Raw genomic sequence first — 19,313 nt, 5'->3', positions numbered from 1 at the left:
TAAATTGCCTTAGAAATTTCAATATCAATTTAACGAGAGCGTGATTGGAAGTATGTTCAGGTTTTGACATCTGACTTTCCGACAATCTTTCAATGCGTACTCTTAATCAATACACGCCCTTGATCTTTATCGATTGAGGGCTTTTATCTTATTTAGAAACTTTTATTTTTTGACTAAAAAATATAATTATCTGTTTTATTTCATTTAACAAATCATTTGAATATAAAAATACGAAGAAGAATATTAATAAAAATCATGAATTTTGAAATATTTTGATACATACATGATGATAAAACACACTACAATCCTTGCCGTTAAATTCGTTTCACTTAGAAGACGAAATCATGGATGTCCCTCAATTTTCCAAATATAACAACACGTCACTTAAGCTTTTAAGCCTAATGATGCTTACTGCAATGGCACAATATAGTGTTGCAGATAGCAATGTATTACCTGAAATCACCATTAACGTTGAACAAAGTTCAATGGATGATCAAATAAAAAAAGCACTGACTAAAGTAAATGGTGCAACCAATGCGATCGTTGCAGCAGACATTCAAGATGTACCCAAGCGAACAAATGCTGATTTATTTAAAAATCAACCGGGGATATACGCAGCATCTTCTGGAAATGAAGGGATGAAACTGTCGATACGTGGCTCCGGGATCAATCGTGCACCGGGGGCGCATGCTTCAGGGTTGTATGTGACCTTAGATGATTTGCCATTTACAGGGCCGGGTGGAACACCTTATGAACTGCTTGAGCCGCTGTGGGTAGACCATATAGAGGTTTTACGGGGGGCTAATGGTTTAACACGTGGTGCATTAAGCTTGGGTGGTCTAATTAACTATGATAGCCCAACTGGAAAAAATGCAGCAAAACTGTCAGTGCATCATGAAATGGGTAGCCACGGTTATCAGAAAAGTGAAATCAGCTCAGGACAACAAATCGGTGACTTAGACTATTATGTTTCATTAACGCAAAGTGATGATGATGGTTTTCAAGATCATGCTTCAAGCCAGAGTAAAGGTATATCGGCCAATGTGGGATATCAAATAAATCCAAACCTAGATACACGTTTTTATCTGCGTTACCGAGAGACTGAACACCAAACGCCGGGACGTCTAACCCAACAACAGATTGAACAAAATCCAAAACAAGCAGTAGCCCAAAATATCTCGCTGAATAATAATCGTCCGCAGCCGGGAAGTCTTTGGTTGGCGAATAAAACCAATATGACTTTGGACTCGGGCGATCGTTTACAGTTGGGTCTGGCCTATCATCATTATCCGATGGATTTGCAAGAAGGTTTGTATAGTACCGATGTTGACTATGACGATATCATTACCTTATTTAACTACCAATTTGACCGAACGCTATGGGGGCATGAAAGCCAAAATACTTTAGGTTTTCGTAGTACCACGCATTTGCCAGATGGTCAGGTCGTTGAACGCTTGCGTGTAGCGCAAGGCGCCTATGCTGCGGGTACAGAAACGCGGCATTATACCTACCAAGGTGGTGACTATGTTTTACATTATGCCAATGCCTTGGCACTACACCCACAGTTTTGGCTCGATAGTCGAGTTGCATTGGCGTACACCCATCGTGAAAGTGAAGTGACATGGCCTGTGCAAAGTCATAAAGAAAATATTCGTGAATGGAATGTCCTGCCATCGCTAGGTTTTCGATATCAAATCCAACCTGAAACACAGCTCTTTGCCAATGTCAGTCGAAGCTTAGAAGCACCACATCCTTGGGCTTTAATTTGGGGTTCGGATCAAAAGTTCCCCGATGAAAGTGGCGCAGCGACGGGACGCCAAAATGCTCCGATTCATTTGAATAGTCAGACAGCGAATACTCTTGAACTAGGTGGGCGTGGTCAACATGCACTGGGTGAGTGGAATATTGCATATTACTATTCACAGGTTAAAAATGAACTGTTGGCTGTTGAAATCCAACCAGAGCCTAATCCGATAATTTACGAATCGAATGCTTCAGACACCATCCATCAAGGGATTGAAGTCGGTTTAAACAGTTCACTTTGGCAAAATGATACATATGGACAGGTTCAACTAAAACAAGCCTATACCTTGAATGATTTTCACTATAAAAATGATGCGGTATTTGGAAAAAATGAGCTGGCAGGTATACCAAAACACATCTATCAGGCTGAACTGAAATACGAACATCCTTTAGGCTTTTATGCTGCGGTGAATACACTTTATGCCGCAAAGGTCACAACCGACTATGCCAATAGTTTCTACGCAAAAGATTGGCAAATTTGGGGAGCATCGTTCGGCTATATGCAACCACAAAAACAGTATTTGGCTTGGTTGGATTTCAGAAATATGGCCAATAAAAAATATGCATCTACCGTGACACCGGGCTATAACGATGCCGGCAAAGATCCTGCTCGTTTAACACCGGGTGAAGGTCGGGCGGTATATGCAGGACTAACGTATCATTTTAATTAAGTATCTTGTATTCAAATACAGTTATCCCTTGCAAAGCCTTATGCTGCGGATTTGAAAATAAAAAAGGGAGCCAATCAGCTCCCTTTTTTAAACCTTTGATTGGGCTGTTAAGCAGTTCGAGGCATATCCTGAATACGTCGCCATGGCTGAGCTTCTTCAATTTCATACGCCAGTTCGATCAAGGTTTTTTCATCACCGACATCGGCTGATATTTGCATACTGATCGGTAGTCCGTCGTTTTGGGTTTCTCCCATAGGAATCGACATACCTGGCGCACCAACAACATTTTGGATGGGGGTAAAAGTCACATAGTTCTGTATACGTTCAAATAACTGGTCAAACGGTAATTGAGGTGATAAATAGCCGATTTTCGGTGTGGTATGTGCAAGTACAGGCGATAGCAAAACGTCATAATGCTTAAAGATTTCACGATATTGTTGCTGCATTTTCTTTAATCGATACAGAAACAGCGGGGTTTTATAAAAGTTCTTTTTATACAACTTCGATAAACCAACGGTTAAGTGATCTAACTCTTTGGGATTAAAGTCAGCGCCAAAGATTTTCTTGCCAAAGGTACTCAGTAAAAAGGATAACATCCCCCAATATTCACTAAAATCTTCAACAAAGCTTAAGGAAAAAGGTAATTGAAGTTCTTCAACATGATGGCCTAATTTTTCTAAGAGTGCTGCACTATGCATTAAGGTTGCAGTTGTTTCGCTATCTATTTGCCCTGTAATCGATTGCGGGACTAAACCGATGCGTAATCGACGTTTAGAAGGCCCATGAATCATGCCTATGCGTGGCAGCTTTTTATTGTAATAACTTGATTCCATTCCTGCATAGAAATGAGCAGTATCTCGTATGCTACGGGTTAGGACACCTTCACTGATGATATTAATCGGAAGAGAGCCTGCTGCTTCACTGTCATAAGTACGGCCACGGCTAGGCTTTAATCCAATCAAACCGCAGCATGCAGCAGGGATACGAATCGAACCACCGCCATCATTGGCATGGGCAATCGGCACTACACCGGCTGCAACGAGAGCTGCGGAACCCCCTGAAGATGCACCGCAGGAATAACTTAAATGCCAAGGGTTATAGGTGGCTGATCCATCTTTATATTCGGTGCTGGCATTTAGACCAAATTCAGGGAGCTTGGATTTTCCTAATACGACAAACCCTTGATCTAAGATTTGTTGGCTAATTTGAGGATTACGATCGGCTGGTTTTGAACCGATGGCCTTTGAACCATGGCGTGAGGGCAATCCTTGATAATCTAGATTATCTTTAAAGAAAAAAGGGACACCCGCAAAAAGACCATGTTCAACATATTGATTTTGCTCTAAAGCACGCTGAAAACAGTCCAGTTCAATGGCATTTAGATGCGGGTTCACTTGTTCCGCACGTGCAATGGCCGCTTGTGTTATTTCTTGCACGGAGGCTTCTTTAGATTTGATGAGCTGTGCAATCCCCACAGCATCCAGATCTGTGAGTACATCCGAACTAAAGGCATGTATGCGTTGACTGTGTTTTTGATCTTCCATGAACTAACCTATTTGTTTTTTGAATTTTGGTAAATATTGAATGAATTCATTGTTATCTCAACAACAAATATATGTATTTGAACTGTATTGCTTTGAGCATAATAATGACAATAAAAATTGTCAAATATTCATCTGATCTGAGGAAAGTGCAGAGATTGTACTAAGGAGGGCATCTAAAGCCTGTTGAATCTCATCCTTCCATGCAAAGGAACAATTTAAACGGATATATTGAGTTTTGGCTTCTGATACGTTAAATAAACGGCCTGGAGCAACACCGATCTGCTGTTGAATTAAGGCTTCATAGACCGCCATGCTTTCAATATTTTCTGGTAGTTTTAACCAAAGAAAATAACCACTTGGATGATATTGTAATTTGCATCCAGTCGGTAGGCGGCTTTCTAAATAACGGTAAAACTGTAATTTGTGTTGCTGTAGACCTTTTCTTAGGAGCCTTAAATGTTTTTCATAATGATAATTTGAAATAAATTCCACCAAGGCATTTTGCAATAAGGTATTGACGGAAATCGTGCTCATAAGCTGTAAGTGTTGAATCGCTTGAGAATATTTACCCGCATGCACCCAACCGACCCGAAATGCAGCGCCCAACGTTTTAGAAAAAGAAGAGCAATGTAAGACCATATTATTTTGGTCAAAGTATTTCATTGAAACGGGTTTCTTGGATGCATAATGCATTTCCTCATACACATCGTCCTCAATTAAATGCACATGATATTGGTGTAATAACACGGCAATTTTTTGCTTGATTTCATCACTCACTGTGAAGCCCACAGGATTATGCGAATTCAGCATCAGCCAACAAATTTTGACGGGATAAGTTTTTAAAATATGTTCAAATGCGGTTAAATCAAAACCGTCTTGTGGATGTTCAGGTAAGGTCACCACTTTAAGGCCTAAGCGCTCTGCAGCTTGCAAGGCGCCATAGAAAATATTTTGCTGTAACACAATATAGTCACCCGGTGAGGCTATGGCCTGTAAGGAAAGATTCAGTGCATCCATACAGCCTGAGGTAATCACAATATCCTCTGGATCTGTGGTAATGCCTTGCATGCAATAACGCTGTGCAATCAACTTACGAAGGGCTAAATTTCCAGGTGGAAGATTATCAATGGCATCGTAACTTTTGGGATTTCGGGAAATTTGCCCCATGATTTGGGTTAACTTTTTAGAAAAAACGATGTCTTGAGCTGGAAAGGCTGAACCCAATGGAACGATTTTTTCATCTTGTATCGATTTTAAATACTTAAAGACCAGAGAGTTAATTTCAACGGGAGTGTTTAAGGACACGATTTGAGCGTGTTCAGCTTCTATTTCGAGCAAGCCTTGCGCTATATAGTAGCCTGATTTTTCACGTGCATAGATTAAGCCACGTGATTCCAACTCCTGATAAGCATTCATGACCGTGATTAAACTAAAGCCGGACAACTGCACTTGTTCACGTAAAGAAGGGAGTTTTTCGTGCGCTTTTAAAGTGCCATTTTCAATCAGTTGACGTAGGTGCTGTGCGAGCTGTTCCGATTTATACATAGTCATCAACAAGACAAAGTTCTGTTATAAATATATCAGTAAATGAAGCTTTACATTAAATTTTTATAACAGATGAGGCTGTACTGTTATAAGTTTTTTCAAAATCACTGTATCTAGTTTTAAGCTTGAATTTTTTATAAGGTGCATTGACCACAACACTTGTGGCGTCAAATGGTATGGAAGTTAGGGAGTTGAATATGTTTAAAGCCAGTGAATTAGAACTGTTACAATATTTACTGGTGGATGTTCCATTGACAGATTCAACGCTGCATCTGTTGCAACAACAGCATACTAATTTAGAAGCGGTACTTTTGCGCAGTCGAATTTTGCGTCAAGTACAGCAAGTGGGCTATGTCAGTATTTGTCAGGAACATATGGATGCCAAGGCTGAAAATGCGGCTTTTTTATTTGCACCTTTTATCTTAGCGAATTTGAATCAGAAGGTGATCTACGCTACACTGCAAAGCCCTGAAAATGTTGCAATATTAAATCGTTATTATCATGCTGAGGCTAAACTTAGCGCATTTAAAGTTGATGATGTTTTATCGGGACTAAATGTCTACATTGAGCTACATAATGAACAACTATCGCCAGCAGAATACTTCTATTTTAGTTTGATCAATAGCTTATGTAATCCGAAGGTTTCCAAAATCATATGTATTACACATCTACATATCGACTTAGAAAAATTAAAACAGCTCGCTGAATTTTTAGATGTTGAAATCCATGTCTTGGCGGATAAAGCTGAACCGATTGACTTTGATCTAAATAAAATCAATATGTTAAAGCTGCTATTTAAAGACAAAGATCAGCAATATATCGATTTATGCCAAAAATTTTCGTTTATTAATGCGAAAATTTTACAACGATTGGGTTTATATGAATTTGATCGTGCGCAAGTCTTGGTAGAAGACATGTTTTATTCAGAACACATCTTTGAAAAAATGTCGGTCTACGGTGAATATATTCAAACACATCTACAGCACCAAGTTAAAAAGCAAAGTCCTGCATAAGCAAGCGATTCAGATGGGCAAGTAATTTTATAGCTGTAATTTGATCACTTTAAAAATGCAAAAAAGCTTGTAAATGTAGACTTACAAGCTTTTTTAAAATTCAAATTTAAACCAATTTTAAACCAATTTATTTGGCCTAATGATCAATTCATTATGAACTGATCATGAGCAAACATGAAATGTAAGATATACATGCAATAGCGAGTTGCAATAAGCGAATAGATTATCGTTTAAGGTAGATAGGAATTATCTGCACCAACGACAAACGCTACACCAATACAGAATAAAAGCACATAGATCGAGAACCAAATAATGGCACGCTTAAAGGCCTTATCTGAAATTTCACTGTCTGCATATTTTTGCGGTTTTTTAGGCTCTTGATTGCTCATAAGATGTACTCTAAATCCCTAGTGGTTATAGGTGATTATTGGGGTATATCGCTTGAAAGCATAGATACAACATTCATCTAAATTTCTATAACAGTTATAGTTTGGAGTTGAATGACAGTTGATTTGAGATTATTGACACATGATTCGGGATTGTTAAAGTGTAGAGTAGTCTTGAATAAACCTCTCAATACATTGAAAATTAGATCATAAAATAATTTGGGGTTACAAGCAGAATACAATGGAAATAATTACGCTCATAACAATATTAGGAACTGTCATTTTATTGATTTATCTCAAACTTAGCGCCAAAAACCGTCAATGGCATTTGGATGAAAAAGGCGTGATGAAACATGAACGGATTGAGTACACACCATTCAATAAAATTGATGAAAATGACTTTCAATGGATACCTGACGTTATAAAAAAATATTTTCCTGACGGTCATGCCACCGTGCGGAAATATGGCAGCGGGGCGAAAAACATTCTGATCGTGAACAGCTCAATCTACTATCACCAATACTTAATTCGTGAAGAAGGCACAGGTGATATGATGCTGAATGGGTGGGATGCCATTATGGACAGCGTATTGTATGTAGAGAAGCGCAATGACGATAGTTACTGCATGTATCTATTCAGACCTTGCGAGATTAACTTGCAAAATCATAATTTGTTTTTTAAAGGTAGATTTTTGGAGGGTACAATTGATGACTTGAAGCAAGGTTTTGATACATGGCAGGCCGCGCAAAAGGATTTTGTGAAAATACATCAAGATAAGGTGGATATACTCAAAAACAATATCATCGCTAAACAAAAAAAATATGACACTGAGGTTTATAAGCATCCTGAATTCAATTAACCCGCAAATTAAAGTGAAATAAAATCTTAGCTTGTGTGTCAGAGAATTTCAGAAAATCTTAACTTATATGACAACGCAAGCTGAGATTAAATATCAAGAAAACAAAAAAATTATGATTTAACTAAGAAAATGAATCTCAGATTATTTGTCATTTACCTTTTGGAAGGTAGCTTCATTTCTTAATCCATTAATAAACTATGATATTGGTCAGTTCTTTTTCTCAAAAAGTCCCAGACTAGCTTAATGCGTGGCTCATGTTGTAAATCGACTAAGGTTAGCATCCAAAAGGTATGTACAAAACGAACATCTTGCGCCAAGACCTGTTCTAATTCGGGTTTTTCCTCGGCCAAAAACTTGGGCAATATTGCCAATCCTGCACCCGCACTCACGGCAATTTGTTGTGCCAAAATACTACTACTTCTAAAGTTGGCATTGAGCTGAATAGGTAAACGTTCTAAACAATACAGTTCAGGGCTATAGACCAAATCATCTATATAGTTCACAAAGGTGTGTGATTTTAAATCTTCTAATGTATGAATGGGTTGCGTGTTTTTTAAGTATTCCTTACTGCCATAAATCTTTAAACAATAGTCGGCTAGTCGGGTAATAATATATGGGCCTGATTTTGGTCGATCGATGGAAATAACAATATCTGCTTCACGATGTGAAAGCTTGATCATTTTCGGGACAGGAATAAGGTCGATAGTCAGCAAGGGGTATTTTTTGGACAATTCTGCCAAGAGCTGTGTCAAAAATGCTGTTCCAAACCCTTCGGGTGTGCCAATTCGCACACGACCTTGCATAGGTTGGTTGGGTTTTTCGATTTGTAAAAAGGCCTGTTCCATTTGTTCAACGCGAGGAACCAGTGCCAAACCTTCTAAAGTGAGCTCATAACCTGTGGCTTCACGTTTAAATAATGGTGTGCCTAAAGCCAGTTCTAGCGCATGTATGCGTCGAGAAACTGTACTGTGCTCAACACCGATAATACGTGCGGTATTGGTTAGGGTTTTCGCACGAGCCAAAACCAAAAAATACTGTAAATGATCCCAATCTACTTTCATTGTTATTGTCATCCCTGTGCATATTTGCACATCAATCGTGCGTGAATCTCTATTGGTAGTCAAAATTTTCTTTGCTAGTTTGAAGTGAATTGGAAAATATAAATATAAGGCTTTTGGATATTTTCTAAGTCAGTACAAAACAATAAGTGCCTATGGAGAGGTCATGAACACAATGTCAAATATTCAGTCTGCGACGGCTAAATTATTAATTAACGGTAAATTTGTAGAGTCAAACACTACAGAGTGGCAAGACATTCTAAATCCTGCAACTCAAGAGGTTTTGGGTCGTGTTCCAATGGCGACTATGGAAGAAGTGGATGCAGCGATTGCTTCAGCGCAAGAGGCGTTTAAAACTTGGCGCTTAACACCCGTACAAGCACGTATGCGTATTATGCTGAAACTACAAGATCTGATCCGTAGCAATATGAAAGACATTGCCCGTGTACTGACTGCTGAGCAAGGAAAGACGCTTGCAGATGCTGAAGGTGATATTCAACGTGGTTTAGAAGTCGTTGAGCATGCGTGTTCGGTTGGCACACTTCAAATGGGCGAATATATAGAAGGTGTGGCACGTGGTGTGGATACCTATACCTTGCAGCAACCTTTGGGTGTATGTGCAGGAATTACGCCATTTAACTTTCCTGCGATGATTCCACTGTGGATGTTCCCAATGGCGATTGTCAGTGGAAATACCTTTGTTTTAAAGCCATCTGAACAAGATCCATTATCTACCATGATGCTTGTCGAACTTGCGATTGAAGCCGGTATTCCAGCAGGCGTATTGAACGTAGTGCATGGTGGTAAGGACGTTGTTGATCGTTTATGCACACATCAAGCTATTAAGGCCATTTCATTTGTAGGCTCTACAGCCGTTGGTACACATGTATATAACCTTGCAGGACAGCATGGAAAACGTGTGCAGTCGATGATGGGGGCCAAAAACCATGTGGTGGTGATGCCAGATGCCAATAAAGAACAAACCTTAAATGCTCTCGTTGGTGCAGCATTTGGTGCAGCAGGTCAGCGTTGTATGGCTTTGTCTGTTGCTGTCATGGTTGGTGAAAGTAAAGAATGGGTTAATGAACTGGTTGAAAAAGCCAAAACTCTGAAGGTCAATGCAGGCCATGAACCGAATACCGATATTGGCCCAGTCATTTCACCTCGCGCAAAAGCACGTGTATTGGATTTAATTCAAAGCGGTGTAGAACAAGGCGCAGAACTGTTGCTGGATGGTCGTGATGTTCAAGTCATTGGCTATGAGCAAGGAAACTTTGTCGGAGCGACGATTTTTAATCAAGTTTCAACCGATATGCGCATCTATACCGAAGAGATCTTTGGGCCCGTTTTAGCCATTATTCATGTCGATACTTTGGAGCAGGCGATTGAATTGATTAATGCTAATCCATTCGGCAACGGTGTTGGACTGTTTACACAAAGTGGTGCAGTTGCTCGTACATTCCAAAGTGATATCGATATTGGTCAAGTGGGTATCAATATTCCAATTCCTGTACCTGTACCTTTCTTTAGTTTTACAGGATCGCGTGGTTCAAAACTGGGTGACTTAGGTCCATATGGTAAGCAAGCAGTTCAGTTCTATACACAAACTAAAACCATCACCAGTCGTTGGTTCGAAGATACACAAGAAAAAGGTGAAGTGAATACCACCATTAACCTACGTTAATTTGGGAGTTCAAGGATGAATATTACCTTTATCGGTTTAGGAAACATGGGCGGAAAAATGGCCCAAAACCTACTCAAAGCAGGTTTTACGGTTTACGGTTTCGACTTAAGCGAAATTGCGATTCAGCATTTTACTGAAGCAGGTGGCATTGTTTGCCAAAGCCCACAAGATGCAGCGAAACAAGCAGATGTTGTAATTAGCATGTTGCCTGCTGCCAAGCATGTCAAAGAGGTGTACTTGGGAGAAAATGGTGTGTTGGCGGTAATGAAAGCAGGAAGCTTATGTATCGATAGCAGTACCATTGATCCGCAAACCATTAAGGATATAGCCGAGGCGGGTGCTGCACATCAGATAAAAATCTGTGATGCACCTGTTTCAGGCGGAACTATTGGTGCTCAGGCAGGTACATTAACCTTTATGGTCGGTTCGGATGATCAAACCTTTGAAAAAACCAAAGCGGTATTGGGCCACATGGGTAAAAACATTGTGCATTGTGGTGATGTGGGTGCAGGTCAAATTGCGAAAATTTGCAATAACTTGATTCTTGGTATTTCCATGGCAGCCGTTGCTGAAGGTATGGCACTCGGTGCGCGTCTGGGGATTGATCCTCAAGCCTTAGCGGGTGTGGTGAATAGTTCGAGCGGACGTTGCTGGAGTTCGGATGTATGTAATCCATGGCCGGGTATCTCAGCAAATGCACCTGCGGGACGTGGTTATACCGATGGTTTTGCAACTCAGTTGATGTTGAAAGATCTAGGATTGGCTGTAGAAGCCGCAGGACAAGTCAAACAGCCGATTATTTTAGGTGGACTGGTTCAGCAGATGTATCAACAGCTGTGTTTACAAGGTAATGCACACTTAGATTTTTCAAGCATTGTGCAGCAATACTTACCTAAGGACGCTTAATCGCTTTGAACACCAATCTAGCCTAGGGATGGCTAAAAATACTAACACTCGTGTCGGAATAACAATAAATTGAGACTGAGGTAGAGAAGATGTCGAATTATCAAGATGTTGCAAAGGCATTTGACTTAAATCATGCTGCCAAAGAAATGTTATCAGGCTCTTTAGAGCAATTAAATGCATGTTATGAATGCTGCGACCGTCATGCGATTGATCAAGATAAGGCTGCACTGTATTGGCAGGGCAAAGATGGACGGAAAGAACAATATACCTTTGCAGAGCTGCAACAGTGGTCAAGCCAATTTGCCAATTTTTTAAAGTCACAGGGTGTGCAAAAAGGTGATCGTGTATCGGGTTTATTACCCCGTACAGTTGAATTACTTGTGGTGATTTTAGGGGCTTGGCGAATAGGTGCTGTATATCAACCGCTATTTACCGCCTTTGGCCCCAAAGCCATTGAACATCGTTTACACCTTGCACAAAGCAAATTGGTGATTAGCGATGTTGGTAATCGCAGTAAATTAGATGAAGTTGCACATTGTCCCCAAATCGTTACTGTTGCAGATCGAGCGGGTCAAGGGATTCAACAGGGAGATTTAAACTTTTGGGATGAAGTAAACGCACAGTCTACAGATTGTGAAATTGTCCTACAGAGCATCAATGATCCATTTCTTTTGATGTTTACTTCAGGTACTACAGGTCCTGCAAAGCCCTTAGAAGTCCCGCTTAAAGCTTTGATCGCTTTTGGTCAATATATGAAAAATGCGGTAGGGCTACGTGAAGATGATTCGTTTTGGAATATTGCCGATCCGGGTTGGGCTTATGGTTTGTATTACGGAATTACTGGGCCACTTTTACTTGGACATGCAACACTCTTTTACGAAGGTGGTTTTAGCATTGATAGTTTGTGTCAGATTGTAGATGACTACAAAGTGACGAACCTTGCAGGCGCACCGACAGCGTATCGGATGATGATGGCAGCTGATCCTGAACAAATGGCAAAACTCAAAGGGAAATTTCGAGTTGTCAGTAGCGCTGGTGAGCCGCTTAACCCTGAAGTGTTCCGCTGGTTTAAACAAGTTTTAGATGCACCGATCTTTGACCATTATGGTCAGACTGAAGTTGGTATGGTGGTGTGTAATCATCATGGCTTACAACATGATATTCGCGCAGGTGTCGCAGGTTATGCCAGTCCGGGATATCGCGTGGCAGTTGTTGATGAACAAGGGCAAGAGCTAGCTGCAGGAACGCCAGGAGTACTGGCTGTCGATATTAGTCAATCACCGATGATGTGGTTTGGTGGCTATAAAGAAAGTCGTAAGTCACCCTTTGTAAAGCATTATTACCTCACGGGTGATACCGCAGAATTACACGCAGATGGCAGTATGAGCTTCGTTGGTCGTAATGATGATGTGATTACAACATCAGGTTATCGTATCGGGCCATTCGATGTTGAAAGCGCTTTACTTGAGCATGATGCAGTGATTGAAGCTGCGGTCATTGGTGTACCTGATCCGGATCGGACAGAAATCGTAAAAGCTTTTGTAATTTTAGCTGAGCATGTCACAGCGTCAGAAGAATTAGCGGAGCAGCTAGGGCAATTTGTGAAAAAGCGCTTATCTGCACATGCTTATCCACGATTGGTGGAGTTTGTTCAAGAACTACCGAAAACTCCAAGTGGAAAAATTCAGCGTTTCTTATTAAGAAATCAAGAGATTGCGAAACAATCCACGCAGCATGCAAGTTAAAAGACGCAACGATTAACCCTAAATGAATGCCGAACAATCAGGATCAAAATCAAGCTTTCATTCAGTTCTAATCATTTTCAAACTGGATGGAAGCATTTGATTGATGTACAGGAAGATAAGATGCAATTTACCGAAGAACAATTATTAATTCAGGACATGGCACGCAGTTTCGCGCAGGAACAAATTAAACCTCAAGCGGCTGAATGGGATAAACACGGAACCTTTCCCAAAGCGGCTTTAGCGCAGATGGGAGAACTGGGTTTATTGGGTATGTTGGTATCAGATGAATGGGGTGGTTCAGATACAGGTAATCTTGCCTATGTTATGGCTTTAGAAGAGGTTGCCGCGGCCGATGGGGCAACATCAACCATTATGAGTGTACATAACTCAGTAGGCTGTGTTCCTATTGCTAAATTTGGCACAGAAGAACAAAAGCAGAAATATTTAGTGCCTTTAGCACAAGGCAAAATGATCGGTGCATTTGCATTAACTGAGCCGCATACGGGTTCAGATGCTGCTGCCATTAAAACCCGTGCAGTCAAAGATGGCAATGAATGGGTGATTAATGGTGCTAAGCAGTTTATTACCTCGGGACATAATGCAGGGGTCATTATTGTCTTTGCTGTGACTGATCCGAGTGCAGGAAAAAAAGGCCTGAGTGCTTTTATTGTCCCTCGTGAGACAGCCGGTTATGAAGTGATTCGTACTGAAGAAAAGCTTGGGTTACATGCTTCAGATACCTGTCAAATTGCACTAACAGATGTTCGTGTGCATGAAAGCTTGATGTTAGGAAAAGAAGGTGAAGGTTTGAAAATTGCCTTATCAAATCTAGAAGGCGGTCGTATTGGTATAGCGGCTCAAGCGGTTGGTCTTGCACGAGCAGCATTAGAAGAAGCAACCCGATATGCCAAAGAGCGTATTACCTTTGGAAAGCCGATCTTTGAACATCAGGCAGTTGCGTTCCGATTGGCAAGTATGGCGACAGAAATAGAGGCAGCACGCCAATTGGTCTATCACGCGGCACGTTTAAAAGAAGCAGGACAACCTTGCTTAAATGAAGCGTCTATGGCCAAGCTTTTTTCATCTGAAATGGCTGAGCGTGTTTGCTCCGCAGCATTACAAGTCTTTGGTGGTTATGGCTATCTCAAAGATTTCCCTATAGAGCGTATTTATCGTGATGCACGTATTTGCCAAATCTATGAAGGTACGAGTGATATCCAACGTTTAGTAATTGCCCGCAGCTTATAACGTTGTCATTAAGACATTTAAATGAAAAGGCTTCAGATATGAAGCCTACTCATGAATATTGAACATATATAGGGATATTACATGCAATTTGAAACGATTCTGCTTGAAAAGAACAATGGTGTTGGACTTATTACTTTAAATCGTCCTCAGGCCTTAAATGCATTAAATAGCACATTAATTCAAGACCTTAATTTGGCCTTAGATGATTTAGACAGAGATTCTTCCATTGGCTGTATGGTTATTACAGGTTCAGAAAAAGCCTTTGCCGCTGGTGCAGATATTAAAGAAATGGCTGAACTGAGTTTTCCAAATATTTATTTGGATGATTTTTTTCATCTGGCAGATCGAATTGCTCAGCGCCGTAAACCTCTAATCGCAGCTGTCAGTGGTTATGCGTTAGGTGGAGGCTGTGAGTTAGCGCTCATGTGTGACTTTATTTACTGTGCCGATAATGCAAAATTCGGTTTAACAGAAGTGACTTTGGGAGTAATCCCAGGGATAGGTGGGACACAGCGTTTAACGCTTGCTATTGGTAAGGCCAAAGCCATGGAAATGTGTCTGACTGCGAGACAAATGGGCGCAGTAGAAGCAGAGCAGAGTGGTTTAGTTGCTCAAGTCTTCCCTAATGAGGAGTTAGTCGAAAAGACCTTAAAAGCTGCTGAAAAAATAGCCGAAAAATCTGTAGTCGCAACCATGATGATCAAGGAGTCAATTAACCGTGCATTTGAAGTCAGTTTGCAAGAAGGTTTACGTTTTGAACGTAGAACATTTCATTCAATTTTTGCAACTCAAGACCAAAAAGAAGGCATGCAAGCATTTGTTGAAAAGCGCCAAGCCAATTTTAAAAACAATTAAAAAGAAAAAAGGATCATACGGATATGAGTACAAATAACTTAATGATTGAAGAACATGGACATTTAGGCCAAATCAGTTTAGATCGCGTGGCAAGTTTAAATGCCTTGTCTTTAGAAATGATCCAAGGCATCCAGCAGCAATTAGCACTATGGGCTGATCAAACCAATATTCATGCCGTACTTATACGCTCAAATAGTCCCAAATCATTTTGTGCAGGTGGAGATATTCGCTATCTCTATGATAGTTATATGAATGGTAAAGAAGATCATCAAGCTTATTTTCAAGCTGAGTATGAAATGCTGAACACCATTCGTTCGTATGAAAAACCCATTATTGTCATACTCGATGGCTATGTACTTGGAGGTGGATTTGGCTTAGCCCAAGCATGTCATGTGCTTGTCAGCAGCGAAAAGTCTAGATTTGCCATGCCTGAAACTGCCATTGGATTTTTCCCAGATGTGGCTGCGACACATTTTTTATCACGTTTGGATGATATTGGTGTGTACATGGCAACTACGGGCGATCAAATCAGTGCCAGCGATGCGTTATACCTAGATTTGATTGACTACCATGTTCCGAGTGAGCAACTTGTTCAATTAGAAGAAGATTTAAGAAATTCCAAGCATCTCAGCAAAGAATATATTGAACAATTGATTGCGAAATATATTACTCGACCAGCGGAAAGTGAACTCAGTCAAAATGCAGATTTAATTCGTAAGCATTTTGGTTATGAGAGCATTGATGCCATTGAAAATAGTCTTGAAAATGAACAGCATAATGATGCTCAAGCGTGGGCGTTAAAAATACGCAATACCTTGGAACAACGATCTCCAATCGCGAAAAGGATCAGTTTGCAACTCCAACATTTAGGTCGAGGTCTTTCACTAAAGCAATGCATGCAAATTGAACGACATTTACAAGACGTTTGGTTTCAACATGGCGATATTGTTGAAGGTGTGCGTGCATTAATTGTGGATAAAGACAAACAGCCAAAGTGGCAACAGTCTAGTCCGACTTTAGACAAAATAATGGAGGAAATATCTATTTAATCAGTAGATTTATATTTTTAACGGTTCAAACCCTTGGTCAATATTCATATTTGATTTTATGTTCGATATGAACCAGTGACTCAGCGTAAATTAAACACATATAAGATCTAAAAATATTGATTTTCATGAAGAAAATCATCATACAAATCAAGCATCGTGAAAATGCAACGTAGAAATATCTTGCAGAATAAGGAAGATAACAATGCAAAATGTACAGGGAAACACAGCTCCACCAGCTAAGTCCTCGCATCGTTTAGCGGGTATTTCCAGTATGGTGGGTACAACCATCGAATGGTATGACTTTTTTATCTATGGTGCTGCCGCAGCACTCATTTTCAATCGACTTTTTTTCCCAAATCTTGATCCCTTAACTGGCGTGTTGGCTGCATTTGCAACCTATGCTGTAGGCTTTATTGGTCGACCACTCGGTGGAATAGTTTTTGGTCATTTTGGCGATAAAGTTGGTCGTAAATCAATGTTATTGGTCACATTAATGTTGATGGGTATTCCCACGGTGATGATTGGGTTGTTACCGACATTTGAAACCATTGGTTATTGGGCAACGGTCTGTTTAATTATTTTAAGATTTATACAAGGCATGGCCATGGGTGGAGAATGGGGCGGAGCAGTACTCATGGCGGTAGAACATGCGCCAGCGGGTAAAAAAGGCTTTTGGGGAAGTCTACCGCAAGCCAGTACAGGTGGTGGTTTATTGCTCGCTTCGGTAGCTTTAGGTCTAGTCTCAATGTTACCTGAAGAAGCGCTATTTAGCTGGGGTTGGCGTCTACCATTTTTAGCCAGCATTATTTTACTGGCTGTAGGTTGGTATATTCGTGTAAAAGTACCGGAGTCACCAGACTTTGAAAAAGTTAAAGCTCAAACTGAAACAATTAAAGTTCCAGCAAAACAAGTGTTTAAAAATCATCCTAAGCAGTTGATTACGATTATTTTATCTCGAGCTGCTGAAAATGCTTGGTTCTATTTGGCATCGACATTTGCTTTAGCCTATACTACCACACAGCTGAATATTCCTAGACAAGACATTTTGTTTGCAACGATTTGTGGTGCTGCAGTCATCATGGTCATTACGCCAATTTTTGGACATTTGTCTGATAAAGTTGGGCAAAAAAACATGTTTAGATTTGGTTTATGCGTACTGGCTTTATACAGCTATCCATTTTTTGCGATGTTAAATACTAAAGATCCAGTATTGGTTTGGACGGCCATTGTGATTGGTATTGGTGTGGTTTTTCCTTTGATGTATGCGCCGCAGTCACAGTTATTTTCGCGCCAATTTCCAGCAGAAATACGTTATAGCGGTATTTCAATCTCAGTTCAATTTGCAGGCGTGCTAGGTGGTGGTTTAGCTCCATTAATCGCGACAAAATTGCTAAGTATTGGTGATGGAAGCCCAAATTTAATTATTGCCTATATTTCAGGCTTTGCTGTGATTGCGATTATTGCATCTTCATTTTTAAAGCCAGATCAAATAGAGCAAAAGACTAAAGTATTTAGTAGTGAGGAAATCAAATCTTCCTAAATCAACAATCAGGAAAACAGTAGACTGATTTAAATATAGAAATACATATGTACAGCCATAACAACAATTGTTATGGCTTTTTCTTGTCTAAGGATTGTGGCAGGACAAATAATATTGTCAGTATTGCGTAGGATCTTGGCGGCACAAAATATGTTTGATGTGTAAGAGCAACAAATCAAGTTTGTTACACAGATGAAAGATTTAAGCACCAATAAATTAAAAAATATTAAATATCAAAGTCTTAATTATACTATTTCGTATAATATATATTATGTTAAATCCGATACACCTGATAATAAGTTCATTAATATTGATATAGATTAAATATTACTAGTGATAACGTCAAATTTTTTAATATTTAGTTATGAATTACATGAACCGGATATTAATTAAGCCAAGAAATATGAAAATATATTTCTTGGCCTAGAATGGTTATTATTTTGAATAAACTTAACCTGAATCGCGGATAAGAAATTAACTTGAAAAAAAGGTGACTGAAAACCATTAGGGAGTTACCACACAACCTAAGCCTTCAGCCACCATGTTCGATTTTACATATTTCTTCTGCATCGTTGATGACTTTTTTCAGAAATTTGAAGCAAGCTATTGGGAATTTTTAAAACACAACAACAAGCGTTTGAGAATGCGGTCTTCTCAATTGAAAATTTCAGAAATCGTATTCATCGCAATTTGGTATAAATGCTCTCATTTCAATAACTTCAAAGCATTTTTCTTTTCATTAAAGCACAATCATAGTCAACTCTTTCGATATTTACCGTGTTACCAACGAATGGTTCATCTCATCAGAGCACATCAATTGGCACTGCATGCTTTACATTTTGCCTTAATGAAAGACTGTCAGAGTCAGTATTTATGGATCGATTCGACCACACTACCTGTATGTAAAAATCAGCGGATTCAACGGCATAAATCTCTAGCAGCAATTGCAACACGCGGCAAAAGCTCAATGGGATGGTTCTTTGGCTGTAAGCTGCATTTAATCATGAATCAGTCAGGAGACATGGTCAGTACAGCTTTATCAAATGGGCATACAGCAGATATTAAAATGGTTGAACAGTTGGTAGAAGGATTAAAAGCCAAGCTCTATGCTGATCGTGGTTATATCAGTCAGGAATTAAAGAGTAGATTAAAAGTACAAAGTACTGATTTAATTACCTATCACCGAAAGAATATGAAATCTGTACAACTCTCAACAGCAGATGAATATCACTTAAAGCAGCGTAATAAAATAGAGACTTTATTTAGCCTGTTAAAAGGGAAATATCATTTGGTGACGAGTAAAGCGAGAAGCATTGAAGGATACTTAGCTGGAATTTATGCATCTCTATGTGCTTACCAGTTATGCCATCAAAACAAGCCAACCATTCGAGTAATGGAATGATTGGC

General features: G+C 39.8%; 15 protein-coding genes. 11 read left to right on the top strand and 4 right to left on the bottom strand.

The genetic code is table 11. The annotated features are described in order from the left end of the window. Window positions 1–344 precede the first annotated feature (344 nt). Complete coding sequence (locus tag MST16_RS08190) at window positions 345–2,474, top strand: TonB-dependent receptor domain-containing protein (protein WP_180011809.1); 2,130 nt, start codon at window positions 345–347, stop codon at window positions 2,472–2,474. Between the two features lie 107 nt (window positions 2,475–2,581). On the opposite strand, the gene MST16_RS08185 is transcribed toward MST16_RS08190, so the two are convergent. Further along, entirely contained in the window at window positions 2,582–4,018 is a 1,437-nt protein-coding gene (locus tag MST16_RS08185) for an amidase (RefSeq protein WP_168379606.1), read from the bottom strand. Window positions 4,019–4,138: 120 nt separating this feature from the next. Beyond that, window positions 4,139–5,563 carry a PLP-dependent aminotransferase family protein gene (locus tag MST16_RS08180; RefSeq protein WP_180011819.1) on the bottom strand — a complete coding sequence of 475 codons (1,425 nt, stop codon included), beginning with the start codon at window positions 5,561–5,563 and terminating at the stop codon, window positions 4,139–4,141. Window positions 5,564–5,760: 197 nt separating this feature from the next. Here MST16_RS08180 and MST16_RS08175 point away from each other — a divergent pair, with 197 nt between their 5' ends. Beyond that, a complete protein-coding gene (locus tag MST16_RS08175; RefSeq protein WP_180011811.1) occupies window positions 5,761–6,576 on the top strand; it encodes a hypothetical protein in 816 nt (271 codons plus the stop codon). A gap of 230 nt (window positions 6,577–6,806) precedes the next feature. Here the strand turns inward: MST16_RS08175 and MST16_RS08170 are convergent, their stop codons facing one another. Then, window positions 6,807–6,965, bottom strand: coding sequence for a hypothetical protein (locus MST16_RS08170; RefSeq protein ID WP_168379604.1), 159 nt, complete (start codon window positions 6,963–6,965; stop codon window positions 6,807–6,809). Between the two features lie 238 nt (window positions 6,966–7,203). Between MST16_RS08170 and MST16_RS08165 the strand changes: the two genes are divergently transcribed. Next, a complete protein-coding gene (locus MST16_RS08165; RefSeq protein ID WP_180004487.1) occupies window positions 7,204–7,821 on the top strand; it encodes a hypothetical protein in 618 nt (205 codons plus the stop codon). 179 nt (window positions 7,822–8,000) lie between these two features. Here MST16_RS08165 and MST16_RS08160 read toward each other — a convergent pair whose 3' ends face one another. Further along, entirely contained in the window at window positions 8,001–8,882 is an 882-nt protein-coding gene (locus MST16_RS08160; protein WP_078193328.1) for a LysR family transcriptional regulator, read from the bottom strand. Between the two features lie 163 nt (window positions 8,883–9,045). Here MST16_RS08160 and MST16_RS08155 point away from each other — a divergent pair, with 163 nt between their 5' ends. The 8 genes from MST16_RS08155 to MST16_RS08120 all read left to right on the top strand — a co-directional run bounded on the left by MST16_RS08155 (window position 9,046) and on the right by MST16_RS08120 (window position 19,308). Then, window positions 9,046–10,563: a CoA-acylating methylmalonate-semialdehyde dehydrogenase gene (locus MST16_RS08155; RefSeq protein WP_180011812.1), complete on the top strand. Its 1,518-nt coding sequence runs from the start codon at window positions 9,046–9,048 to the stop codon at window positions 10,561–10,563. A gap of 15 nt (window positions 10,564–10,578) precedes the next feature. Continuing rightward, window positions 10,579–11,469: a 3-hydroxyisobutyrate dehydrogenase gene (mmsB, locus tag MST16_RS08150; protein ID WP_180004481.1), complete on the top strand. Its 891-nt coding sequence runs from the start codon at window positions 10,579–10,581 to the stop codon at window positions 11,467–11,469. A gap of 89 nt (window positions 11,470–11,558) precedes the next feature. Then, window positions 11,559–13,214: an AMP-binding protein gene (locus MST16_RS08145; RefSeq protein ID WP_180004479.1), complete on the top strand. Its 1,656-nt coding sequence runs from the start codon at window positions 11,559–11,561 to the stop codon at window positions 13,212–13,214. 120 nt (window positions 13,215–13,334) lie between these two features. Continuing rightward, on the top strand, window positions 13,335–14,462 hold the full coding sequence (locus MST16_RS08140) for an acyl-CoA dehydrogenase family protein (protein ID WP_180004478.1): 1,128 nt from the start codon (window positions 13,335–13,337) through the stop codon (window positions 14,460–14,462). Window positions 14,463–14,543: 81 nt separating this feature from the next. Then, a complete protein-coding gene (locus tag MST16_RS08135; RefSeq protein WP_180011815.1) occupies window positions 14,544–15,317 on the top strand; it encodes an enoyl-CoA hydratase in 774 nt (257 codons plus the stop codon). 23 nt (window positions 15,318–15,340) lie between these two features. Beyond that, entirely contained in the window at window positions 15,341–16,366 is a 1,026-nt protein-coding gene (locus MST16_RS08130) for an enoyl-CoA hydratase/isomerase family protein (RefSeq protein WP_180011817.1), read from the top strand. Between the two features lie 202 nt (window positions 16,367–16,568). Then, a complete protein-coding gene (locus tag MST16_RS08125; RefSeq protein WP_180004472.1) occupies window positions 16,569–17,906 on the top strand; it encodes an MFS transporter in 1,338 nt (445 codons plus the stop codon). Between the two features lie 541 nt (window positions 17,907–18,447). Next, complete coding sequence (locus MST16_RS08120) at window positions 18,448–19,308, top strand: IS982 family transposase (RefSeq protein WP_179992267.1); 861 nt, start codon at window positions 18,448–18,450, stop codon at window positions 19,306–19,308. The last annotated feature ends 5 nt before the right edge of the window (window positions 19,309–19,313 follow it).

This window comes from Acinetobacter sp. YH16040_T, assembly GCF_024605785.1.
GTDB lineage: Bacteria > Pseudomonadota > Gammaproteobacteria > Pseudomonadales > Moraxellaceae > Acinetobacter > Acinetobacter amyesii.
This window is presented reverse-complemented; position numbering and strand designations above follow the sequence as displayed.

Bases quoted from the DNA above. Each gene is read 5' to 3' on its own strand.
- MST16_RS08190 (WP_180011809.1), top strand. From the start codon at position 345: ATGGATGTCCCTCAATTTTCCAAATATAACAACACGTCACTTAAGCTT.
- MST16_RS08185 (WP_168379606.1), bottom strand. From the start codon at position 4,018: ATGGAAGATCAAAAACACAGTCAACGCATACATGCCTTTAGTTCGGAT.
- MST16_RS08180 (WP_180011819.1), bottom strand. From the start codon at position 5,563: ATGTATAAATCGGAACAGCTCGCACAGCACCTACGTCAACTGATTGAA.
- MST16_RS08175 (WP_180011811.1), top strand. From the start codon at position 5,761: ATGTTTAAAGCCAGTGAATTAGAACTGTTACAATATTTACTGGTGGAT.
- MST16_RS08170 (WP_168379604.1), bottom strand. From the start codon at position 6,965: ATGAGCAATCAAGAGCCTAAAAAACCGCAAAAATATGCAGACAGTGAA.
- MST16_RS08165 (WP_180004487.1), top strand. From the start codon at position 7,204: ATGGAAATAATTACGCTCATAACAATATTAGGAACTGTCATTTTATTG.
- MST16_RS08160 (WP_078193328.1), bottom strand. From the start codon at position 8,882: ATGAAAGTAGATTGGGATCATTTACAGTATTTTTTGGTTTTGGCTCGT.
- MST16_RS08155 (WP_180011812.1), top strand. From the start codon at position 9,046: ATGAACACAATGTCAAATATTCAGTCTGCGACGGCTAAATTATTAATT.
- mmsB (WP_180004481.1), top strand. From the start codon at position 10,579: ATGAATATTACCTTTATCGGTTTAGGAAACATGGGCGGAAAAATGGCC.
- MST16_RS08145 (WP_180004479.1), top strand. From the start codon at position 11,559: ATGTCGAATTATCAAGATGTTGCAAAGGCATTTGACTTAAATCATGCT.
- MST16_RS08140 (WP_180004478.1), top strand. From the start codon at position 13,335: ATGCAATTTACCGAAGAACAATTATTAATTCAGGACATGGCACGCAGT.
- MST16_RS08135 (WP_180011815.1), top strand. From the start codon at position 14,544: ATGCAATTTGAAACGATTCTGCTTGAAAAGAACAATGGTGTTGGACTT.
- MST16_RS08130 (WP_180011817.1), top strand. From the start codon at position 15,341: ATGAGTACAAATAACTTAATGATTGAAGAACATGGACATTTAGGCCAA.
- MST16_RS08125 (WP_180004472.1), top strand. From the start codon at position 16,569: ATGCAAAATGTACAGGGAAACACAGCTCCACCAGCTAAGTCCTCGCAT.
- MST16_RS08120 (WP_179992267.1), top strand. From the start codon at position 18,448: ATGTTCGATTTTACATATTTCTTCTGCATCGTTGATGACTTTTTTCAG.